General features: G+C 37.3%; 23 protein-coding genes. 15 read left to right on the top strand and 8 right to left on the bottom strand.

Going from position 1 to position 21,711, the window contains the following annotated elements; translation table 11 throughout:
* Positions 1-12 precede the first annotated feature (12 nt).
* The 13 genes from J4051_RS14420 (at position 13) to J4051_RS14360 (ending at position 14,116) form a co-directional block, all read left to right on the top strand.
* Positions 13-915 carry a PKD domain-containing protein gene (locus J4051_RS14420; protein ID WP_208234584.1) on the top strand — a complete coding sequence of 301 codons (903 nt, stop codon included), beginning with the start codon at positions 13-15 and terminating at the stop codon, positions 913-915.
* A 23-nt stretch (positions 916-938) separates the two neighbouring features.
* Positions 939-1,841, top strand: coding sequence for a polysaccharide lyase family 7 protein (locus tag J4051_RS14415; RefSeq protein ID WP_236027459.1), 903 nt, complete (start codon positions 939-941; stop codon positions 1,839-1,841).
* 177 nt (positions 1,842-2,018) lie between these two features.
* Positions 2,019-2,720 carry a FadR/GntR family transcriptional regulator gene (locus tag J4051_RS14410; protein WP_208234583.1) on the top strand — a complete coding sequence of 234 codons (702 nt, stop codon included), beginning with the start codon at positions 2,019-2,021 and terminating at the stop codon, positions 2,718-2,720.
* A 191-nt stretch (positions 2,721-2,911) separates the two neighbouring features.
* Positions 2,912-4,228, top strand: coding sequence for an MFS transporter (locus J4051_RS14405; RefSeq protein ID WP_208234582.1), 1,317 nt, complete (start codon positions 2,912-2,914; stop codon positions 4,226-4,228).
* Between the two features lie 14 nt (positions 4,229-4,242).
* A complete protein-coding gene (locus tag J4051_RS14400) occupies positions 4,243-4,998 on the top strand; it encodes an SDR family NAD(P)-dependent oxidoreductase (protein WP_208234581.1) in 756 nt (251 codons plus the stop codon).
* Positions 4,999-5,008: 10 nt separating this feature from the next.
* Positions 5,009-5,890 (top strand): alpha/beta hydrolase, encoded by an 882-nt coding sequence (locus tag J4051_RS14395; RefSeq protein WP_208234580.1) that lies wholly within the window; start codon positions 5,009-5,011, stop codon positions 5,888-5,890.
* A gap of 10 nt (positions 5,891-5,900) precedes the next feature.
* Positions 5,901-6,923: a sugar kinase gene (locus tag J4051_RS14390; protein WP_208234579.1), complete on the top strand. Its 1,023-nt coding sequence runs from the start codon at positions 5,901-5,903 to the stop codon at positions 6,921-6,923.
* 9 nt (positions 6,924-6,932) lie between these two features.
* A complete protein-coding gene (locus tag J4051_RS14385) occupies positions 6,933-7,604 on the top strand; it encodes a bifunctional 4-hydroxy-2-oxoglutarate aldolase/2-dehydro-3-deoxy-phosphogluconate aldolase (protein ID WP_208234578.1) in 672 nt (223 codons plus the stop codon).
* 2 nt (positions 7,605-7,606) lie between these two features.
* A complete protein-coding gene (locus tag J4051_RS14380) occupies positions 7,607-8,140 on the top strand; it encodes a LacI family DNA-binding transcriptional regulator (protein WP_208234577.1) in 534 nt (177 codons plus the stop codon).
* Positions 8,141-8,819: 679 nt separating this feature from the next.
* On the top strand, positions 8,820-10,346 hold the full coding sequence (locus J4051_RS14375; protein ID WP_208234576.1) for an aldehyde dehydrogenase (NADP(+)): 1,527 nt from the start codon (positions 8,820-8,822) through the stop codon (positions 10,344-10,346).
* A 208-nt stretch (positions 10,347-10,554) separates the two neighbouring features.
* The gene (locus J4051_RS14370; protein WP_208234575.1) at positions 10,555-11,565 is read left to right on the top strand and encodes a 4-hydroxyproline epimerase; all 1,011 of its coding nucleotides are present in this window, start codon (positions 10,555-10,557) and stop codon (positions 11,563-11,565) included.
* A gap of 74 nt (positions 11,566-11,639) precedes the next feature.
* The gene (locus J4051_RS14365) at positions 11,640-12,887 is read left to right on the top strand and encodes an NAD(P)/FAD-dependent oxidoreductase (RefSeq protein WP_208234574.1); all 1,248 of its coding nucleotides are present in this window, start codon (positions 11,640-11,642) and stop codon (positions 12,885-12,887) included.
* Positions 12,888-12,901: 14 nt separating this feature from the next.
* Positions 12,902-14,116, top strand: a complete 1,215-nt coding sequence (locus J4051_RS14360; protein ID WP_208234573.1) for a M24 family metallopeptidase — start codon at positions 12,902-12,904, stop codon at positions 14,114-14,116.
* 65 nt (positions 14,117-14,181) lie between these two features.
* On the opposite strand, the gene J4051_RS14355 is transcribed toward J4051_RS14360, so the two are convergent.
* Positions 14,182-15,027 (bottom strand): AraC family transcriptional regulator, encoded by an 846-nt coding sequence (locus J4051_RS14355; RefSeq protein ID WP_208234572.1) that lies wholly within the window; start codon positions 15,025-15,027, stop codon positions 14,182-14,184.
* 249 nt (positions 15,028-15,276) lie between these two features.
* On the opposite strand from J4051_RS14355, the gene J4051_RS14350 reads away from it, so the two are divergent.
* On the top strand, positions 15,277-16,191 hold the full coding sequence (locus J4051_RS14350; protein WP_208234571.1) for a dihydrodipicolinate synthase family protein: 915 nt from the start codon (positions 15,277-15,279) through the stop codon (positions 16,189-16,191).
* A gap of 231 nt (positions 16,192-16,422) precedes the next feature.
* On the top strand, positions 16,423-17,379 hold the full coding sequence (locus J4051_RS14345; RefSeq protein WP_208234570.1) for an ornithine cyclodeaminase family protein: 957 nt from the start codon (positions 16,423-16,425) through the stop codon (positions 17,377-17,379).
* 116 nt (positions 17,380-17,495) lie between these two features.
* On the opposite strand, the gene J4051_RS14340 is transcribed toward J4051_RS14345, so the two are convergent.
* From J4051_RS14340 to J4051_RS14310, 7 genes are all read right to left on the bottom strand, one after another.
* Positions 17,496-17,855, bottom strand: a complete 360-nt coding sequence (locus J4051_RS14340) for a hypothetical protein (RefSeq protein WP_208234569.1) — start codon at positions 17,853-17,855, stop codon at positions 17,496-17,498.
* A gap of 2 nt (positions 17,856-17,857) precedes the next feature.
* On the bottom strand, positions 17,858-18,646 hold the full coding sequence (locus J4051_RS14335; RefSeq protein ID WP_208234568.1) for a hypothetical protein: 789 nt from the start codon (positions 18,644-18,646) through the stop codon (positions 17,858-17,860).
* 186 nt (positions 18,647-18,832) lie between these two features.
* The gene (locus J4051_RS14330) at positions 18,833-19,141 is read right to left on the bottom strand and encodes a hypothetical protein (protein ID WP_208234567.1); all 309 of its coding nucleotides are present in this window, start codon (positions 19,139-19,141) and stop codon (positions 18,833-18,835) included.
* A gap of 107 nt (positions 19,142-19,248) precedes the next feature.
* The gene (locus tag J4051_RS14325) at positions 19,249-20,016 is read right to left on the bottom strand and encodes an immunity 49 family protein (protein WP_208234566.1); all 768 of its coding nucleotides are present in this window, start codon (positions 20,014-20,016) and stop codon (positions 19,249-19,251) included.
* 239 nt (positions 20,017-20,255) lie between these two features.
* The gene (locus J4051_RS14320) at positions 20,256-20,552 is read right to left on the bottom strand and encodes a hypothetical protein (protein WP_208234565.1); all 297 of its coding nucleotides are present in this window, start codon (positions 20,550-20,552) and stop codon (positions 20,256-20,258) included.
* Position 20,553: 1 nt separating this feature from the next.
* On the bottom strand, positions 20,554-20,952 hold the full coding sequence (locus J4051_RS14315; protein ID WP_208234564.1) for a hypothetical protein: 399 nt from the start codon (positions 20,950-20,952) through the stop codon (positions 20,554-20,556).
* A gap of 230 nt (positions 20,953-21,182) precedes the next feature.
* Positions 21,183-21,701, bottom strand: coding sequence for a hypothetical protein (locus J4051_RS14310; RefSeq protein WP_208234563.1), 519 nt, complete (start codon positions 21,699-21,701; stop codon positions 21,183-21,185).
* Positions 21,702-21,711 lie beyond the last annotated feature (10 nt).

Raw genomic sequence — 21,711 nt, 5'->3', positions numbered from 1 at the left:
AAATATACGATTATGAAATTCATAAATAATATTAATAAAAGGTATAGACAAGTGTTTGGTCTTACAGCTTTTATATCCGTAATAGCAATGTTTATTTCCTGCGATCCAGCATTGAGCGCCTACGAATTTGATTTGCCAGAAACAGGATCGATCGCTGATGCTACGCCACCTTCGGCCAATTTTTCAGCAACACAAAGTTCGATAGATTATAGAATATATAACTTCTCCAATCTTTCGGTCAGTGCAACAACATATGTTTGGGATTTTGGTGATGGAAACACATCGTCTAGCTTGGATGGTGTTAATACGTATCCAGGCGAAGGAACCTTTACGGTCACATTAAAGGCCTCAGATGCTTTAGGAGCTGAAAGTACTTTTTCGATGACTATCGAGATAGTGGAGCCTGAAGAGCCAGAAGCCATAGTTCCTTTTATTAAAGAAGCTAGTTTTGAAGATAACAGTCCAGGAAGTGAGGACTGTGGAAACGGCAATATGGACGGGCGTGACTGTTGGAGAATAAGTGGTGGTACTATTTTTGGAATCACTTCAAGTCCAGTAAGAACAGGCTCACAAGGTGCTAAGTTTGACGCAGGATCTGATCGGGTTGCCTATCAAGCCTTAACGGTAACGCCTAATACGGATTATATTGTTACCGTTTATTACACTATTAAAACATCCCCAGTTGGTTCTGCAATGCGTTTGGCGATTTTAGGAAATGCTATTTCAAATGCTTCAGAAGCTGAGGACGCAATCATTGCTTCTATTACTGGTGATAATCAGGATAATGCCAATGAATATTTGCCTTTGGTATTGTCTTTCAATTCCGGAGCAACAGATACGATTGCCATTTGGATAGATAGTAATAATATAGCTGAGTCTAGAATTGATGATGTCTCTATTGTTTTGGCAGAATAGTTAATTTATATAACCGTTTTAAAATGAATAAGATTCAACTTTTTAGTTTATGTATGATTTGCTTTTTGTCCGTGCAATTGAAGGCACAGAACATTTCCGAAGATTCTCATCAACAAACTAAGGTTGAGAATAAGAAGAGACAGAAAAAGAAATACAAGTTGCCTGGCATTGACTTATCGCATTGGTCGGTAACAGTTCCAGCAGCAAGAGAGGATGGAAAACCCTTAAGCGTGGAGCCACCAGCAATTTTGGATTATGGTAACAATGAGGATCTGAAACCCTATATGTACAACGATTCAATACGAGGAGCCTTAGTGTTTTATGCCTATCCGAGTGAAGCCACGACGGCCAACACAAAGTATTCGAGATCAGAGTTGAGGGAGCAGATGGTGCCTGGTGATAACAATACCAATTGGACATTTTCGCAAGGAGCCAATATGAAAGGGAAGTTGCAGATGGAAGAAGTTACAAAGGCTGCAGATGGTAAATATCATAAGGTGATTGTGATGCAAATCCACGGACGTTTAACCAACGAGCAGCGCGATGCGATAGGGCAAAAAGATAATAATGCTCCGCCAATGCTTAAGATTTATTGGCAGGATGGCAAAATCAGAGTGAAGACGAAGGTGTTGAAAAATTTAAATGCCCATGGTGAGGATCTGCTTTATACGGATGCCTGGGGAGACGATAAGGGGTTTACTTTTAAACAAGAAGTAGGATTTAAAAAATTCACATTGGAAGTTCAGGTGTCTGACGGTAAAATGGTCGTTATTTTGAACAACAATGAGTACAAGGTTTATGATGATATCCACATGAGAAAATGGGGCATATTTGAGAATTATTTTAAGGCAGGAAACTATTTTCAGTCAAGGGATAAAGACGGATTGGCAAGAGTTAATTATTACGAATTGGAAGTGACGCATTAATCTAATATTGAATAGTTTTGGAGAGTTTTTAGGTTATTACAGTAGCAAAGAGGTATGTTAAGTTTTTTTCATAAATTTGGACTATGCTAACTGGTTAACCAATCATGAAGCTTTTTTTAAATCCTAAAGAATTTCTGACCTAAATTATACAATGAAATTCGTAATAAAATACAAAAAATGAAATTTGAAGTCTTAACAAAATATGATAGTGTAGCAACCCAGAAGGAGGTCATTTCTAAAATAAGAGATTTGATTAATCAAAAGAATCTGGAGCCGGGAGATAAGTTGCCGTCCGAAAGAAGTCTTTCCGAAAAGTTTGAAGTGAGTAGAGGTTGTATACGAGATGCTATCCAAAAATTAGAACTTTATGGCTTATTGAAATCAATGCCACAAAGTGGAACTTTCGTTGCGAATATTGGTGTGATCGCTTTAAATGGCATGATTGAAGATATTTTGAGATTGGAAGAGCCGGATTTCAAGTCGTTGGTAGAAACGAGAATTTTATTGGAACTTAAGACATCCCGTTTGGCAGCTTTGAGAAGAACGGATGAAGATCTCGTTAAGATGAGAGTGGCGTTAGATGCTTATAATGATAAGGTAAATGCAGGGGAAGATGCAGTCCAAGAGGATTTGGTATTTCATTTGGCCATTGCCAGAGCATCAGGGAATAGTACGATGAACACGTTTATGTTGATCATCACCCCAGAAATTATTACCAATTTTGCGAAATATCATGTATGTGAAAAGAACGATCCCGTCATTGGCATTAAGGAGCATGAAGCCATATTTGAGGCTATAAAAAAAGGAGATCCAAAAGAAGCCAAGCAAAAAATGAAAGATCATTTTAGAGTATTGTATCAGTATTTATACAATATCTAAGAAATAACAATCTGAAAACATAAATGCACGCTTGTGTTTTCAGGGAATATGTAGGAGGGAGGTAAGTAGATTCTTTGTTAATTTCATTCGAAATTAAAGGATAATCGGCTCACTTTCATAGATAAAAAATAGTTCTGTCGCATTAATCGTTAATGACGGCACAGTAAGAATATGTTTTAAATCAAAGGAGTATGAAAGTTAAAGGTTTAAGGTGGTGGGTAGTCGGATTGATAGCTATTGCTACTATTATCAATTATATTGATCGCACATCGCTAAGTGTTCTTTGGCCAGAAATTGCCAAGGAACTGTACCCTGGGCATACACCTGACGAGACCAAATCAATTTACGCTCTTATTTCAATCATTTTCGTATTTTCCTATGCCTTTGGGCAAGCCATATTCGGTAAAATATTCGATTGGGTAGGTACACGATTAGGTTTTGTACTATCTATTGGCGTGTGGTCTGTTGCTACTGCATTACATGCTTTAGCTCAGGGAGTGCTAAGTTTTGGTATCTTCCGTGCCATATTAGGAGTTGCGGAAGCTGGTAACTGGCCAGGAGCTACTAAAGGTAATGCGGAATGGTTCCCTACCAAAGAACGGGCTCTCGCGCAAGGAATTTTCAACTCTGGTGCTGCCATAGGTGGAATTATATCTATCCCATTAATTGCATTCTTGACCATTTATTTTAGCTGGAAATCCATTTTTATCCTGATTGGATTAGTAGGATTGCTTTGGCTGATTCCATGGTTAATTTTGGTCAAATCACCTCCTAAAAATCACCCTTGGATAACGGATGAAGAGCGTGACTACATTCTAACGGGTCAAAAAAATGAAGATTTTGATGCTGATGGAGTAGAAGACCAAGAATACAATCCAGACACTAAAGCATTGCTTGGTCATAAACAAAGTTGGGGAGTCATTCTGGCTTCAGCAGCTATTGATCCCATCTGGTGGTTGTTCGTTTTTTGGATACCAATTTATTTGCATGAAGTGTACGGTATGGATGTGAAATCAATCGGACTTTATGGTTGGGTGCCTTATGTAGGCGCTATGTTGGGCGCCTGGTTTGGCGGACTATTGGCGCAGAATAGATTAAAGGCAGGTTGGAATGTTGACAAAACACGTAAAATGGTCATATCCCTTGGATGTATTATAATGTTACCGGCATTATTAGCTATGGCAAGTCCTGGTGGTCCTGTTGCAGCGGTGATTATAATGGCTGTTATTTTGTTTGGATTCCAAACAGCAATTGGAAATATTCAAACTTTACCTAGTGATCTTTTTAGTGGAAAAACGGTGGGAACATTGGCAGGATTTTCTGGGATGGCTGCTAAACTTACCGCTGCGGGATTGACTTATCTGGTGCCGTGGCTAACAAGTGGTGGGAATTATACACCAGCATTTGTTATTGGAGCGGCCTTGGCAATAATAGCCCTTGCAAGTGTATGGATATTATGTCCAAAAATAGAACCAGTAAAATCAAAAGAATTAATTAAAAATCAATAAATAAATTTAATATTATGAGTAATTTAAAAGGAAAAGTAGCAGTAGTCACTGGAGGTGCCCGTGACATTGGACGTGCCGTATCAATAAAATTGGCTAAAAATGGTGCTAAAGTAGTTGTCAATTATTTTGAAAGTGAAGAGGAAGGCAACGAAACAGTTCGACTAATTAAGAAAGAAGGCGGTGAGGCTATTGCAGTTTATGCGGACGTCACCAAACAAAAAGATATTGACAACCTAGTCGCTAAAACAAAAGAGGCCTATGGGGACAAAGTTGATATTTTGGTAAACGTTGCCGGCGGACTTTTTGCAAGAAAGACCATTGAGGAAATAGATGAGGAGTTTTACGACCTCTTGATGAATGTCAATTTCAAAGGAACTGTTTTTACAACAAAATCATTCAAGCCTTTAATGGGCAAAGGAGGAGCAATTGTTAATTTTGCGTCGCAAGCGGCAAGAGATGGCGGTGGTCCTGGTTCAGGATTGTATGCGGCATCAAAAGGTGCTGTTTTGACCTATACAAGATCTTTGGCCAAAGAATTTGGACCTCAAGGCATCCGTGTCAACTCATTATGTCCAGGGATGATTGCCACCAAATTCCACGATGATTTCACAAGTGATCAAGTGCGTACGAACGTTGCAAATGGAACACCTTTGAGACGTGAAGGTCAAGCTGAAGAAGTTGCAGACTTAGTTGCCTATTTGGCTTCAGATGAGGCATCTTTTATCACAGGAAACAATGTGGACATCAACGGAGGTTTAGCTTTTAGCTAACATGTCTTGTTTGCATATTTTGATTAAGAGATTGGCAGGTGTTTTTGTGCTATTGCTGGCTACCATAACGGTCGCTCAGGTAAATGATGCTCAAACACCTGTCAGTTTTCCTAATAATTATGTGAAACAATTAAATCTCGTTTACACTAAAGTAGACGCTTGGGAGGGGCGCTTGGATATTTATTTTCCTTCTTCCAAAGATCAAAAAGTACCATTGGTAATTAATATCCATGGCGGCGGTTGGAATCATGGGACAAAAGAATCACAAACAGGTTTTGAATCCTTCTTTAAGAAGGGATTTGCTGTAGTCAATATTGCATATCGACTTGTCCACGAAGGGGAAGCTCCAGCAGCCATTCAGGATATACGATGTGCGCTAAATTATTTATATGAGCATGCAGATGGTTTTAATATCGATAGAGATCGTATTATACTCATGGGCAGTTCAGCAGGAGCTCACTTAGCCTTAATGGCAGGATTATTGAAAAATAATGCTGTTTTTGATGTACATTGTAAGTCAGGAAATAAGCTTGAGGTTTTCGCGATTATTGATAAATATGGCGTTTCGGATTTAACTACTGAAAAAGTGTGGAAATCAAATTCAGTTAAGAAGTGGTTGGGTACACACTATAAGGATGTGAAATTTGTAAAATCAGTTTCACCTATCTTTCACGTGGATAGAAACAGTCCACCAGTTTTTATTGTACATGGTGATACCGATCCGATTGTGCCTTATTTACAATCAAAAAGTCTGTATCAGGCACTCCTTGATAATTCGGTGAAAACGAAATTAGTGACCATCAAAAACGGAAAGCATGGTAAGTTTTCTAAAGAAGATCGAAGAGCCATCAATGAAGAAATGTGGCGTTTTTTGGAAACTTTAGGGCTTTAAAATATACAAAATGAATAAAGTAGTAACTTTTGGAGAAATCATGTTGCGTTTGTCAACAGAACGACATTTGCGATTCTCGCAAGCCAATAAATTTGCGGCTTCTTATGGTGGTGGCGAATTTAATGTGGCCGTTTCCTTGGCAAATTATGGCGTTTGCACTGAATTTGTCACACGGCTTCCCAGTAATGAAATTGGAGGGTGTGCATTAAAGGAAATGCGTAAATTCAATGTAGAATCCAAAAATGTCGTGTATGGCGGCGATCGTTTAGGAATTTATTTTTTAGAAACTGGCGCTGGAACACGGGGTAGCAATGTGGTTTATGATAGAGCCAACAGTTCCATGGCAACCATTGAACAAGGTGAAATTAATTGGGAGGAAGTTTTGAAAGACGCGACTTGGTTTCATTGGAGTGGTATTACACCTGCCATTTCAGAATCGGCAGCACAAGAATGTTTGCAAGCTGTAAAGACAGCACATAAATTTGGTCTTACCGTTTCTTGTGATCTAAATTACAGATCCAAACTGTGGAAATACGGCAAAGCGCCTAAAGACGTTATGCCCGAATTGCTACACTACAGTTCAATAATATTAGGCGATTTAGATACGGCTTTCTTTATGCTTGGAAAGGATCAAGTAGAACCAGATTATCAGGACGAAAAATCTTTGCCAGAGTTATATGACATATTATTTAAATCTTGTCCGAATCTGAAAACGGTGGCCACAACCTTACGCTATTCAATTAGTGCGTCACATCAGCAAATTGGAGGTGTTTTATATGACGGAAATCGTCTTTATACCGCAGATATTAAAGATGTCACTCCTGTTGTGGATCGCGTTGGTAGTGGTGATGCCTTCATGGGAGGATTGATTTATGGATTGATAAACGATACCATTGACAAACAAAAGGCATTGAACATTGCTGTAGCAGCCTGCTGTTTAAAACATACCATTTCGGGGGATTATAATTTAATCACTCTTGATGAAATAAATAGATTATTAAGCGGAGATGCTTCTGGTAAGGTCTCAAGATAATTAGGGAAAATGGCGCAGTATACAAGAATAGAAGTGGCGAATTTGATGGAAAACACAGGCTTAGTGCCTTTGTTTTATCACCACGACGTTGAAGTAAGTAAAAAAGTTTTAAAGGCCTGTTATGACGGAGGTGCACGTTTATTGGAATTTACCAGTCGCGGCGACTTTGCCTTTGAGATTTTTGCCGAATTGAACAAATATGCACTTTCTGAACTTCCGGGAATGGTTTTGGGCGTCGGTTCTATAACCGATGCTGCTGCAGCATCACTATATATGCAATTGGGGGCAAATTTTATTGTCACTCCAGTGTTGAGAGAGGATATTGCCATAGTGTGCAATAGGCGTAAAGTACTTTGGTCACCTGGCTGCGCTACCTTGACGGAGATTGCCAGAGCGGAAGAATTGGGCTGTGAAATTGTGAAATTATTTCCTGGTGATGCCTATAGCCCGAGTTATGTCAAAGCGATAAAAGGACCTTGTCCGTGGACCAGTATCATGCCTACCGGCGGAGTGGCACCTACAGAAGAGAGCTTAAAATCATGGTTTGATGTTGGAGTAACATGCGTAGGGATAGGTTCAAAACTTATTGCAAAGGACGACAAAGGTAATTTTGACTATGCCGAAATTGAGCGATTGTCCGCACTTTCCATAGCGTACATTAAACGACTTAAAAATAAATAATCATGCATCCCGCGGCGATAACGCTTAAGAAAATTTCAAGACTCTCAGGGTATTCGGTGTCTACGGTGTCAAAAGCACTCAATGACAAAAAAGACATCAATATTGAGACTAGGGCGACTATTCTGTCCATTGCTAAAAAGCATAATTATGTGCCAAACTATTATGCGATTGCGCTTCGCAAACAGCAAACAAAAACATTGGCGGTCATTATGCCCCATACTTCAGACAAATTTTATGGCCATCTTTTATCTGAAATTCAAAACATGACTTTCGATCTTGGGTATCGATTACTTGTATTTCAATCCTTTGAATCCATTCAAAAGGAGAAGGACTGTTTTAAGATCATCAATGATGGCAGTGTTAATGGCGTTCTGATCATTACCACCTTAAATAACGAATGCTTAATTGAAAAGCTTGAAGTTGAAAATATGGTGCCAACGGTTTTGTGGAAATTAAGCCAACCTATACTTGACGATGATCTGATCTTAGACGAGATCAAAATGTACTTCAACCAATTGCTGGATAAGATTTTTTAGAATTTGAACAGGTTTTTCGAGAGCTTGAGAGCTGCGTTGTGCCGTTCTCGAATGAACCTATTCCGAAAATGTGTTTTTCTGTCCTTTCATTCCGAACCTCTTAATGCAACAAAATTTGTTTAAGCAAGCTTAACGGATTGCTTCTTTTTTAAATCGCAGTCCAGTTATGATTGATTGTGAAATTGAAGACAAAAATTATTTTTTGACTTCCCAATTTTTAAAGCATTCCAAATATTGCTGTTTTTATCGGCCACCAGTTTTATATCGATTTAACCAAGCTTATGGTTTGTTCGGCAATGAGGATATGAAATGCTCAATTAACCAACAAATCTTAGTTTTTGAGTTCTTATTTGTGAAGTTTCAATTCATTTTTCCATTCAATAAAAGTGTTGTCAATCCATAATGTTAAATAAATAATATTCTATTACCTTAATAATTTAATTTATTTAGATGATATAGTATTAGTTATGGATAACCGTCTATTATTATAATAAGCGTGTTCCGTTTAAATTTGTATTCATTCAAAATATAGGTGTCAATTTTCACTGATTATGGGATATAGAGAAGACAATTCGTTGGACTTAGGTATATTCCAAACAGTCACTTTAATCACAATTTTATTTGTGAATTAAAGGTTTATAAATATGTGGGAATTGAGTAAATTAAATATAGGGAAAAAATGATAACAGGAAAAAATTATATAGGCAACACGTTAAAAGCTAGTGGTGATAAAACACATAAAACTATAAATCCAAGACTTAATATTCAAAATCCAACGGCATTTTATGAAGCGACTTCTGATGAAGTTGATGAGGCAGCAGAATTGGCTTGGAGTGCTTTTAAAACCTATCGGAAAGTTTCTGGGGTAAAGAGAGCAGAGTTTTTAAATGCTATTGCCGATGAAATCTTAGCCTTAGATCAAGAATTGTTAGATTCTTATATGACAGAATCTGGATTGCCAGAAGCCAGAGCAATTGGTGAACGGGGAAGGACCGTATTCCAACTGCGATCTTTCGCAGACTTAGTATCAAATGAAGAATGGAGGGAGAACACAATTGACGAAGCCATGCCAGAAAGGACTCCCATGCCAAAGGATGATTTAAGACGTACCTTAATACCAATAGGTCCAGTGGTTGTTTTTGCTGCAAGTAACTTTCCTTTGGCTTTTTCGACAGCAGGAGGAGATACCGCAAGTGCGTTAGCTGCCGGATGCCCAGTTATTGTTAAGGCACATGCCATGCATTCCGGCACAGCAGAGTTAGTGGCTTCGGCGATTATTAAAGCGGCAGAAAGAACAGGAATGCCTAACGGGGTCTTTTCAAATATTATGGGTCGTGGAAGAACTGTAGGTGTAAAATTGGTAAAGCACGATAAGGTGAAAGCAGTTGGCTTTACTGGAAGTATTTCTGGTGGTCGGACACTCTTTGATATTGCCTCTCAACGAAAAGAACCTATTCCCGTTTTTGCGGAGATGGGAAGTATCAATCCTGTGATAATCACCAAGAAAGCCATAGAGAAAAGATCGGATGCTGTTGCGACAGCTTTTGCCGGTTCTATAACTACGGGAGCAGGACAATTTTGCACAAAACCAGGTTTGTTATTAACTGTTGAAGGTGATAGGACAGATCAATTCATAAAAGATTTAGCTAAAAAAACAATAGCTATCGATCCCCAATATATGTTGCATCCAGATATCAAGAAGGCATTTGTTGAAAATGTAAATATGGTATCTTCCCAAGCAGGAACAGAGGTTGTTGGAAAGGCTGAAGACGCAATTGACGCCAACCATGCACCATCGCAGATCACAAGTGTTTCAGGAAAAGAATTTTTGGCAAATCCTAAGCTGCATCTTGAAGCCTTTGGCCCTTTTGCATTAGTGGTTAGAGCTAAGGATCAAGAGGAGTTAATCAAAATTATAAATGGATTGGACGGGCAATTAACGGGCACTATTATTGCCGAAAAAGAAGACCATCCTAATCTTTACGAGGTTATTGATGCACTTGAAAATAGAGTAGGACGAATCATTTTTAATGGGGTTCCAACAGGAGTTGAGGTTTGTCCATCAATGCAACACGGCGGTCCCTATCCGGCATCTACCGATTCAAGATTTACATCGGTGGGAACCAATTCCATAAAAAGATGGGTGCGACCAGTGAGTTATCAGTCTTTTCCCAAGGAGTTATTACCATCTGCTTTAAGGCAATAATTATCCAAAGGGAAATGCTATTAATAAAATCATAGAACGATATTCTTAAAGACGACATGTTTTAAACGTCACAAATTCATCGCTATTTTATCTATTTGATTTGTAACAAAGCAACAACAGTTTAGGTAGTTTGAAAATTATGATTTGAAGCTCCCAAACGACTAAGGACTAAAGCAATGTCAATTACCCGAAATAAGTTAATAAAGCAATGAGTAGAAGTACATTTGTTTGTATTGACGCACATACCTGCGGAAATCCAGTAAGAGTTATTAAAGAAGGCGGACCTCATTTGGTTGGAGAAACGATGAGCCAAAAACGATTGCATTTTTTAAAAGAATTCGATTGGATTCGAAAAGGCTTGATGTTTGAACCTCGTGGCCATGATATGATGAGTGGCAGTATCCTTTATCCACCACATGACCCAGAAAATGATTTTGCCATTTTATTTATTGAGACCTCTGGTTGTTTGCCCATGTGCGGACATGGTACGATTGGTACCATAACCATTGTAATTGAAGAGGGTTTGATAACGCCAAAGGTTCCAGGAAAGATAAGAATGGAGGCGCCTGCAGGTTTGGTGGAAATTGATTATAAGACCACTGGAAATAAAGTGGATTGGGTACGTTTAACAAACGTTAAGAGTTATTTGGCTGCTGAAGGTCTAAACATTGATTGTCCTGAATTGGGTGAATTGACTTTTGATGTGTCTTATGGCGGAAACTATTATGCCATTATAGATCCGCAGCAGAATTTTTCGGGTGTAGAAAATTTTACCGCGGGTAAGTTGATTCAATATTCTCAGATATTGAGAGATGAAATCAACCAAAAATATCCAAACATGTTCATACATCCAGAAAATGATTCATTTAGGGATGTATCACATATCCTATGGACCGGAAGACCAACGGATCCAACATCAACAGCAAGAAATGCAGTATTTTATGGCGCTAAAGCTATTGATAGAAGCCCTTGCGGCACAGGAACCTCCGCTGTTATGGCACAACGCTATGCAAAGGGCACTCTGAAAATAGGAGAGGAGTTCATCCACGAAAGTTTCATAGGAAGTAAGTTTATTGGCAGTGTCGTTGAAGAGACCACTTTGAATGGAAAACCTGCTATTGTTCCTAGTGTACAAGGTTGGGCAAAGGTGTATGGGTACAATACAATTATTATTGATGACGATGATGATCCGTATGCGTTCGGATTTCAGGTCATTTAAAAAATAAGATAGGATGAAGAAGTATTTATATTTTTTTAAGAGCAAAGCCAATTTGGGATAATAATTTAGAATAAATGAACAAGGAAATCATTATTATTGGTGGCGGAATTATCGGTTTATGTTCTGCTTATTATCTTCAAAAGGAAGGACATACAGTGTCCGTCATAGATCAATCCAATTTAGATATGGGCGCCTCTTACGTCAATGCAGGCTTTTTATCGCCGAGCCATTTTATCCCCTTATCAGCGCCAGGGGTAATGAAACAAGGAATTAAATGGATGTTTAATAAATCCAGCCCTTTGTATATTAAACCACGATTCGATATTGATTTTATGAAATGGACCTTGGCGTTCAATAGATCCTGTACGGCAAAACATGTGAACACATCCGTCCCAATAATTAGAGACCTTACCCTGTTGAGCCAAGAGCTATATAGTAGTATAAAGCAAGATGAAGGTTTTCAGTTTCAGTTGGAGAATAAAGGCTTATTGATGTTGTGTCAATCTGAAAAAAAGCTCGAAGAAGAAATTAAAGTAGCAGATTTAGCACGTCAAATGGGCTTGGAGGCTTCAGAAATCAGTCTGGACGATTTGAAAAAACTCCAGCCTAATGTCAGGTTAAATGTGAAAGGAGCAACTTATTATAAATGTGACTCGCACATGACCCCTCAAGAGTTTATGAGCGATATTAAAACCTATTTGAAAGAATTTGGAGTGGCGTTTTTTACCAATGAAAAAGTGAATGATATTGAAATGGTAAATGGATATATTACATCTATTACAACAAATAAAAAAAATTATCAAGCCGACGAATTTGTTCTTGCGGCAGGTTCGTGGAGTTCATTCTTAAGTAAAAAACTATCTTTGCAATTGTTATTACAGGCAGGAAAAGGGTATCGTATTAATACTGATCAAGATACGGGGATATCCATTCCGGCCATCCTGTCCGAAGCTAAAGTTGCGGTTACCCCAATGCATGGTTTCACGCGTTTTGCTGGGACTATGGAAATAGCAGGGATTAATCAAGATATTAATAAAGCAAGAGTTGATGCTATTGCCCATGCCGTAACCAAGTACTATCCTGAAATCACGTTAGATCAGGAAGATAAAAATAATGCACAGGCAGGGTTGCGTCCAGTATCACCTGACGGTTTACCTTATATAGGAAGGTCGAAAAAGTGCGTTAATTTGACCATTGCAACAGGACATGCCATGATGGGCTGGGGGCTTGGTCCTGCTACCGGTAAGTTGGTTTCAGAGGTGATTTCAAATAAAAAGACCACCTTGAATCTTGACCCGTTCCATCCAGACAGAATCTTTTAAAATTTTAAAAATTTATGAAAACAACAGGAATCGGCGGTAGTACGATTGAAGCCGAATTAAATGCTATCAAGCCTATTGCACATTTAGTAAAGCCAATACAAAAAAGCGAGTTTTATTCACGTATTGATAAAGCCTGTAAATTAATGCAAGAACAAAAGGGGCGAGTCATGTATTTGGATGCAGGGACAAATCTGTACTATTTTACCGGTACCAAATGGAATTCGAGTGAACGTATGGTTGGCGCTTTGTTATTTCCAAATGGAAGCTTGCACTATATCGCTCCAAATTTTGAAAAAGGTACAATTTTGGATTTTATGGAGGTTGAAGGGACCATCCATTGTTGGGAGGAACACGAAAGCCCATATCAATTGTTGGCTGAAGTATGCTCTGAAAATGGCGTAGACGGAGGTGTTGTTCTTATTGATGAAAGCACACCGTTTTTTATTAGTGATGGAATCGCAAAAGCAAATTCGAAATTTGAACTTGTTAACTCTAAACCGGTCACTGCGGGATGCAGAATGGTAAAATCCGAAGCTGAAGTCGCTATTATTCAGCATGCCATGAATATTACTTTAGAAGTACAAAAAGCAGTAGCAAGAATTTTACATGTTGGCATCAGCGCTAAAGAAGTCACTGACTTTATTCATGAAGCGCATAAGCGTTATGGAATTGCTTCAGGATCTTATTTTTGCATTGTATTGTTTGGTGTGGATACCTCATTTCCACATGGTGTGAAAGCCCCGAAGGATCTGGAGGACGGAGAAGTGGTCCTAATTGATACCGGTTGTGAATTGCATGGGTACCTCTCGGACATTACCCGAACCTATGTATTTGGCCCAATTAGCGAATTGCAAAGACGTATTTGGAATGTAGAAAAGAAAACCCAATTGGCTGCTTTTAATGCCGCCCAGTTAGGAGATACTTTTTCTTCCATTGATGATGCATCACGGGTGGTGATAGAAGCTCACGGTCTCGGGCCTGATTATGATCTGCCAGGGCTGCCACATCGCACTGGGCATGGTATTGGTTTGGATATTCACGAATGGCCCTATGTCATAAGAAATGAAGAGACGGTAATAGAGCCAGGAATGTGTTTCAGTATTGAACCTATGATTTGTGTGCCAGATCAATTTGGTATTCGCCATGAAGATCATATATACATGACCAAACAAGGGCCAAAATGGTTTACTGAGCCTATGTTGTCCATCGACGATCCATTTGGAGAATAGTTTAGATTTTTAGTTTTCAGAAATACTTGAGTTCTTTTCGACGATACAACATTATCATGAAAAGATTAGGTTCTTTCTTTTCTGTACTCAGAAGGCGTGTTTTTCTTAATCTCTTTAAACTGTCTATTAAAATTGGATATATTTTTAAATCCAGATTCATAGGCTATTTCGGCAATGGTGAATTTGTTTTTTGATAGCAACAATTTAGTGGCATGTTCTACCCTTAATTCGGTTAAAAACTGAAAATAGGTTTTATTCGTCCGTTTTTTAAAGTATTTACAGAAGGCATTTTTGGTCATGTTTGCCTTCTCGGAAACCGCTTCTAAAGTAATGTTGGTGTTAAAATGGCTCATCGTGAATTCAAAAATATTACGCATCCTATTGCCTTCATAGTCCGTGTACTGTTTGTCATATATAAATGAGGATAAGCTTTTGTACTCACAAGTAGATGCTCTTTTTAATAATTCCAACAAAATTAAAAACTGATCCAGTTTTTCGGACGATCTTAACTTTAGGAATAATTTGGCCATTTCTTCTTTATCTGAGCTTACTTTAAAGCCATGCGTGGCTCGGGTAAAGAATGCCTGTAAAGCCTTAGTTTCTTCTAGTTCAAAAAACTTTTCCCCAAAGGAATCTTTTGTAAAAAACAAACTTAACATCTTTGATGTCTTATAAACGCTGGTATCACTTTTAAGAAGATGTGGTAGATAGCTGCCAATGACCAAGATATCATTGGGCTTATAGAAATTGATGGTATCTCCAACAATTAACTTGCCCTCACCTTCAATGATATAGCTCACCTGGATTTCTTCATGCTGGTGTAATTGGTCATAGAATGACACCCCTATATCTTCTTGATATACCAGAGCGTCATGTTCCGGTTTTGGTATTTTAAAAGGCAGTACTTTCATATCGGTTGATCTTATAAGTGAATTTTGAAAAAAGAGCTGGTTTACGCGGTTTGTGCCTATTCTGATTTTGTGGCGAAACGCTTATTTTCAAGATTTGGTTGAAAATCGACCCTAATATTACTCATAAAAAATAGTATTTACTATAGGTAGGACAATATAGTATTAACACTTGATAAATAAGAACTATAACCCCATGTCTTTCTTAATTAACTTTGCTAACTAATATTAACACCAATAAAATTTGATTCTATGAGTGTAAAATGGGAAGGCATTATGCCTGCAGTCACAACAAAATTTAATGATGATGACACTTTAGATTTTGCAATGTTTGAAACCAATCTAAAAGCACAACTCGATGCTGGTGTACACGGTATCGTTTTGGGAGGTACTTTAGGTGAAGCAAGTACTTTAACAGAAGCTGAGAAACGTAGTTTAACAACAACTACCGTGGATATGGTCAAAGGGAAAGTTCCTGTAATGATAACACTGGCAGAACAATCTACCAAAGCGGCGGTTAAGGCCGCAAACATGGCGGAAGAAGACGGTGCATCAGGTTTAATGATGTTGCCTCCAATGCTTTATAAGTCTAACGTTAGAGAAACTTTGGAGTTTTTTAACTCAGTTGCCAAAAACACGTCGCTACCAATAATGGTATATAATAATCCCGTGGATTATAAAACAGAAATCACCCACAGTATGTTTGACGAGCTGTTGAAGCATGACAATATCGTGGCGGTAAAGGAGTCAACCAGAGATACCATGAATATCACCAGGATAAAGAATCGTTTTGGCGACCGATTAAAAATTATGACAGGCGTGGATACCATTGCTTTTGAAAGTATGGTGCTTGGAGCTGACGGTTGGGTAGCAGGTTTGGTCTGTGCATTTCCTAAAGAAACGGTTGCTATGTACGAATTGATCAAAGCCGGACGAATTAAGGAAGCATTAGACATCCATAGATGGTTTATGCCTTTATTCGAATTGGATATTGTTCCAGAATTGGTGCAAAATATAAAATTGGCTGAGGTTTATACAGGTCTTGGTACTGAAAATGTACGGGCACCACGCTTGCCACTTATTGGAGACGAAAGAAAATTTGCTATAAAAACAATTGAGGAGAGTCTAAAAACCAGGCCAACTTTACCGGATTACAAAAATCTTTAGTAGGCCTATCCTTCAATTAATATTCAGTAGTAGAAATTAAACTGAATGTATTTAAGAATCTCATTGACTAATCGATTTTAGTCAATGGGATTTCTTTGCTTTCTATTTTAAGGTTTTTGAATGCATTTGTTTTTATGGTGACATAAGCCCAAAGTGGGCATTTAGAATAAAAGAGAATATTCGATTTAAAGGAGTAAAACATTATTATTAACCATTAATTTCCTAAAATTCATGAAAAATATAATTCAAATTGATGCAGATTTTGTTGAGAAAAATACAGATTTCCCAAGTTTAATTGTAGACTTAGAAAAAATGTTTGCGAACAAGGAGCTCTTGGTGCCCATGCGACATCATCATGATTTTCCTAATCCAGAAGTTGGTATGGAGTCCACGCTATTACTGATGCCAGCTTGGAATCCGGGAAAGGACGCCGGTGTGAAAATAGCGACGGTTAGTCCAGCGAACGGGAAGTTTGACTTACCAGCCATTCAAGCTGTTTATATTTATTTAGATGCCTTAAAAGGCTCTATAAAAGCAATCATAGAAGCTAAAAGTCTAACCGTAAAACGCACTGCTGCTGCATCAGCCTTGGCTTCGAAATTCCTGAGTAGAAAAAACTCAAGATCATTGTTAATGATTGGAACTGGAGCCCTATCTCCAAATCTTATTAAGGCCCATGCAAGTGTAAGACCTATAGAACAAGTTTTTGTTTGGGGCAGAAATTTTGACAAAGCGAAAGCTATTTGTAGGTCATTGAATCAGGAGAATTTTGAAATAACCCCTATAAAGGATATTGAAAATAAAATTAGCGAAGTAGACATCATTTCCTCCGCGACCCTTTCACCGACACCACTTGTTTTGGGCAAGTACCTAAGACCTGGCCAGCATGTCGATTTGGTTGGCGCTTATCGTCCAGATATGCGAGAAGCTGATGATGATGCCATAAAAAAATCGGAAGTGTTTGTAGACACTTATGCAGGAGGGTTAAAAGAAAGTGGTGATATCGTTATTCCATTAAAGACCGGAGTGTTGGCAGAAAAGGATATTAAGGCGGACTTGTTTTTAATGGCCGCTAAAAGTCATTCAGGTAGAAGTAGCGATGAACAAATTACTTTGTTCAAGTCTGTTGGACACGCCTTAGAAGATTTGGCAGCCGCTACGTATTATTACAATTTATTTCAAAAATGAGAGAATTATCAAAGTGAAATTGGAAAAATAAGGCAATAAAAGTCTCATTCCAAATGGGTGCACGAGCGTGACGCTTACGCTAGCGGGGTTAATTATTGTTATTACAAAAAACACCACTAGATGGTTCCGTTGTTTAATCGATCTACTTCATTCTGCAAGTCTTCATCCCAAATGTATTCTATTTCCATTTTACCCTCTGGGAACAAAGTGTATTTAGCTCTATTCCAATTTTTATGAATAGGAAATTCGACTTGAGTGAGGTTATATAGCTCTTCTATACAATTTGTATCTAATTTAAAACTAAAAATATCAAGCCACTTTTTGCTTTCTTCAGGGGTTATGTAGTAGCCTGTAAAACCAATATTAGCATTTAATCTCTTAATTTCTAAAACTGCATAATTAAACTTTTCACCTTGTGGTAAAATATCAATTATTGAAATAGCGATTTCATTAAAAATTTGCTTTTGTGTTCTCATTATTAATTTATGAAATTTTCTTGAAACGGTTGACCGTCTATTATATACTTAACTTTAAAACTATTAGGCCTTTTTGAAGTTCCACTAAAAATAGCTTCCACTTGAATTTTCACGTCTTTACCTTGTACCAATGCATTGGCCAATTCAGTGCCTATTTGGGCATCTAACAAGTCATTAAACAGTAATTCAACGACATCATCATTCCATCCACTTGTTAGGGTTAGAACGTCATCATTTAGAGCATTGCCAGTAGATAATCTGTCAAGTTTTTTAAAGACTTCTCCATTCTCTATTTCAGCTACCCTCTCATCTAGTTTAGATTTTAAGGCTTCATTATCATTAGCGTCGCCGCAAGTATATTCACCTTGACTGTTAATGGGCAACAACACATTTCTGGAAATGCGAAGATCACCTTCCAAGCCAATTTTTTTCAACCCTGCGCAGTCGAACTCTACAAAGGATTGGTCTTTAAAAGCACCTGTTGTTTTTAAATCGATGCCCCCATTTAAGGTCAAGAGCCAATTATCGCCATTGATGGGGATGGCATGGTTGCCCAGTAAAACCAGTTTCATGTCTCCCAACAAAGCCCCATCGTGCGATAGTTTTATGCCTTCGGCTCCAAAATAAAGTTCACGTTCAGGTTCCCCGTTAGGGCCTTTTTGTGGAATAATTAGTTTTGCCCAAGCTTTAAACTCAGCGTATTGGGGTGTGAATTTTACTTCTACTATGACCAGCTCCACACTGTTTTGAGACGTAGAATCTTTTTTGCGCAACCCCACAGGGAGCTCCAATAGCTCTTTACCCGTGATAATATCGACAAAGTTATTTAGTTTTTTGAGCTCCTTAAACGCTTTTTCGGCTTGGGCGACTAAGGTATCTACTCTTGGGTTTCTATTGAAATTGGCAGTTATAAACGCCTCATTAAACTCAGGTTGGCTAGAGGTTAAAGGAATATTGAAATTATGATGGGCTGATAGTTACTGGTTCAGCGTAGGGAAAGCCCACCTTTTTGCCGCCTCTAAAGGGAAAATACTTATATCTGCTGATGCCGTATTTATGGATTGTGCGGTATTGGCCAAAGCAGCTCTGTTTACAGACGGCATGGCTCGCAAGGTTTTTAATTGCTGTAAATAGGCTAACTGGCTCGCGGTTGCGGTTTTTGTTTTTATGGAATCGCATGAGTCCGCTCTGTTTTCAGTTTCCACAGAAAGCACAGGACTATGTGTGGCTGCACTAAGTGCAAAGCTCCACAAGATTAAGATGATAAATAAGTATGTTTTACTCATAATTTTTGGTTATGATTTGGGTTGTTCCTGATAGCTATAGTTCTTTCATGTTTTTATTACCGTTCTTGTCTCAGGTGTTATGTTGGTGCTCACAATGGATAGGGAAATTAATTCCTCAAAAAATCATATGGTATTTCGTAATTATCCAATGGCTCAATTGGTAATATTTCTTTAGGAATAAGAGGAGAATTAACTTCAACTTCAACACCTAAACGCCAAGCTAATTTTGCATAACCTAGAGCTGGTTGTGAAACATATTGAGCTAAAACTGTATTGCCATTCCTTTTTTTATGAATTTTTGGGCTAACTAATTGTTCTAAAAGTTCCTCACATTTAGATTTATCCTTGCATAGAAGTGCAGCGTAAAATAAATAGTCAATTTCCAGCTCTTGTTGGTTTTTAGTAAGTTTAGGTAAAGTTTTGATTTCAATAATATTTAGATTTCTTTCTATTCCTTTAATATCATTTGCCATAAAAAATTGGATGGTATTGCACCAAATTGCATCCTTGCCATTCATTACGTTTTCTTCCATTCCCGGCATTTTACCCCATGGATTGTAACTTAATTTTGAATAATTTTTTATTAAATCTTCATTATCACTTAAGATTGGATACATAGCCGCGGACAATTCATAGTCTAGCATAGAGCTATTAAATTTCTCTATACGTAACTTATCTAGTAATGAAGCAGTATAGAAATGTTGTTTGGCTTGATTAAAGTCAAAATCAATTATTGATCTGACTGCCAATGTGAATTCCATAAAACGAAGCTCTAAAGAATACGATTTAAGATTATTGAAATCTTCATTAATACGATTTAAAATTATTTCCCTGAAAGAAAAATCTTCATTTATAATTTTGTCTATTTTTAGCATATCAAAAGTTGTCTCCTAATTTTAAAAAATTTATCTCCCCATTTGTTTTATCCACTGCGACTACATATTTTTTGATTTCTCCGGGTTTGGAAAGTCGGATTGCATTTGAAGTTTGTTTCTTTTCTACTAAAACAATAAATACCAATAACGAAAAGTGAAGTATTCTCCAACTCCCATAGAATTTCTTTTTTTGATAATGAATAAATACAAAAAACCCTGTTTTTAATTTTTCCCTTATATTAAACAATATGATTTAAAATTTCTAAACTATCAGTACAAGAGTATTCATCTATAAAAGGGAATATATTGTCGTTTTTTAGTTCAAATAATTTATTCCAATTATCCAGTAAATAAATGATATCGTTATTTTTGAAAGTTTTTAATATATTTAGGTTATTTACCGTCGTTTTTTGATGCTCAAAATTATTTTCTTCATAGCACCTCGCATAATTGTTTTTATTGGAAACAAGTAGTGTTTTATTCAATTTAACAACTGAATATACATAGTTTATTTCTTTTCTTTTAATTAGCTCCATATCAATAAACCCAATTTATATAGTTAATAAGAGTACCATCTTCAGCCAACTCAATGAGGTCATTAAAGTCTTTAATAGCATCATTTAAAGACCTGAAAAACTCAGGATTCAAATTCCATAACTCTTTTGCTCTTTCTGGATTTTTAAATATATTTTGAAAAGCCAGTTTAGCTTCTTCGGCATTGTGATTGAAATAATATCTAAATTCATTTTTACTCTTAATATATTGAAAAAACTGACTGCTTTCGTCAGCAGCAATACCAGTCACTTTTTTCCAGTTTTTAAGTTCGATTATATGGGTTCTGTTTTCAGTTTCCGCAGAAAGCACAGGACTATGTGTGGCAGCACTAAGTGCAAAGCTCCACAAGCTTAAGATGATAAATAAGTATTTTTTACTCATAATTTTTGGTTATGATTTGGGGGCTTTGTAATAATCTTCTTTCGTTTTTGTTCGTTTTAAATATCGGTTTTTCCGCTTTTTATGTTCTTCAAAGTGGGGAAACTTTGCGGAGCGAGGCGTATCGCTCGTATCCGTACTACTTTTCATTATTAGCCATACTCTTCTTGCTCTTGACGGCATGAGCATGATGCTCGCGGTAGTGAGGCACTTCCAGTCCACTGTGGTTTATTTTAAATGCTTAAATGTTCTCCAAATTCTTTTGATAATTCAACTTTCCAAATACCATGAACATACAATATATGATCATCATCTCTCGCGGATTCACTACGTTTTGCATAAATTGCCATATACTTTGCGTTGCACTTTTCACAAATTTTAAAACTAGCCTCACAAGCTAATATTTCTGAGTTTTTATTTAAATTAATGCCAAGTGCATTCGTCTCTTTATACCTTGTTTTTAGATTAAACAATTCTTTGAACGCCAATAGATATTTATCGTTTATATTATAATTGACAAGTCTTTTTTTAATAGTTCCTTTTCTTGTTTGTACAGTATCTAATTCTAAAATAGCGTCATCATTTATGCATTTTATTTGAATTATTGGCCAAGAGCCACCGTCTGGGTAAATAACTTCTTCTTGTGTTTTTACTTTTTCAACCGTAACCCGAGGAAACCATTGGTCACGATCATTTATAGCTTTATAAAATGATAAACTATTTATGATTTTTATATGATCTTTTTCAGCCATGGACTTCTTG

It is taken from the genome of Gelidibacter pelagius (assembly GCF_017581925.1).
Classification (GTDB): domain Bacteria; phylum Bacteroidota; class Bacteroidia; order Flavobacteriales; family Flavobacteriaceae; genus Gelidibacter; species Gelidibacter pelagius.
This window is presented reverse-complemented; position numbering and strand designations above follow the sequence as displayed.

Bases quoted from the DNA above. Each gene is read 5' to 3' on its own strand.
- J4051_RS14420 (WP_208234584.1), top strand. From the start codon at position 13: ATGAAATTCATAAATAATATTAATAAAAGGTATAGACAAGTGTTTGGT.
- J4051_RS14415 (WP_236027459.1), top strand. From the start codon at position 939: ATGAATAAGATTCAACTTTTTAGTTTATGTATGATTTGCTTTTTGTCC.
- J4051_RS14410 (WP_208234583.1), top strand. From the start codon at position 2,019: ATGAAATTTGAAGTCTTAACAAAATATGATAGTGTAGCAACCCAGAAG.
- J4051_RS14405 (WP_208234582.1), top strand. From the start codon at position 2,912: ATGAAAGTTAAAGGTTTAAGGTGGTGGGTAGTCGGATTGATAGCTATT.
- J4051_RS14400 (WP_208234581.1), top strand. From the start codon at position 4,243: ATGAGTAATTTAAAAGGAAAAGTAGCAGTAGTCACTGGAGGTGCCCGT.
- J4051_RS14390 (WP_208234579.1), top strand. From the start codon at position 5,901: ATGAATAAAGTAGTAACTTTTGGAGAAATCATGTTGCGTTTGTCAACA.
- J4051_RS14385 (WP_208234578.1), top strand. From the start codon at position 6,933: ATGGCGCAGTATACAAGAATAGAAGTGGCGAATTTGATGGAAAACACA.
- J4051_RS14380 (WP_208234577.1), top strand. From the start codon at position 7,607: ATGCATCCCGCGGCGATAACGCTTAAGAAAATTTCAAGACTCTCAGGG.
- J4051_RS14375 (WP_208234576.1), top strand. From the start codon at position 8,820: ATGATAACAGGAAAAAATTATATAGGCAACACGTTAAAAGCTAGTGGT.
- J4051_RS14370 (WP_208234575.1), top strand. From the start codon at position 10,555: ATGAGTAGAAGTACATTTGTTTGTATTGACGCACATACCTGCGGAAAT.
- J4051_RS14365 (WP_208234574.1), top strand. From the start codon at position 11,640: ATGAACAAGGAAATCATTATTATTGGTGGCGGAATTATCGGTTTATGT.
- J4051_RS14360 (WP_208234573.1), top strand. From the start codon at position 12,902: ATGAAAACAACAGGAATCGGCGGTAGTACGATTGAAGCCGAATTAAAT.
- J4051_RS14355 (WP_208234572.1), bottom strand. From the start codon at position 15,027: ATGAAAGTACTGCCTTTTAAAATACCAAAACCGGAACATGACGCTCTG.
- J4051_RS14350 (WP_208234571.1), top strand. From the start codon at position 15,277: ATGAGTGTAAAATGGGAAGGCATTATGCCTGCAGTCACAACAAAATTT.
- J4051_RS14345 (WP_208234570.1), top strand. From the start codon at position 16,423: ATGAAAAATATAATTCAAATTGATGCAGATTTTGTTGAGAAAAATACA.
- J4051_RS14340 (WP_208234569.1), bottom strand. From the start codon at position 17,855: ATGAGAACACAAAAGCAAATTTTTAATGAAATCGCTATTTCAATAATT.
- J4051_RS14330 (WP_208234567.1), bottom strand. From the start codon at position 19,141: ATGAGTAAAACATACTTATTTATCATCTTAATCTTGTGGAGCTTTGCA.
- J4051_RS14325 (WP_208234566.1), bottom strand. From the start codon at position 20,016: ATGCTAAAAATAGACAAAATTATAAATGAAGATTTTTCTTTCAGGGAA.
- J4051_RS14320 (WP_208234565.1), bottom strand. From the start codon at position 20,552: ATGGAGCTAATTAAAAGAAAAGAAATAAACTATGTATATTCAGTTGTT.
- J4051_RS14315 (WP_208234564.1), bottom strand. From the start codon at position 20,952: ATGAGTAAAAAATACTTATTTATCATCTTAAGCTTGTGGAGCTTTGCA.
- J4051_RS14310 (WP_208234563.1), bottom strand. From the start codon at position 21,701: ATGGCTGAAAAAGATCATATAAAAATCATAAATAGTTTATCATTTTAT.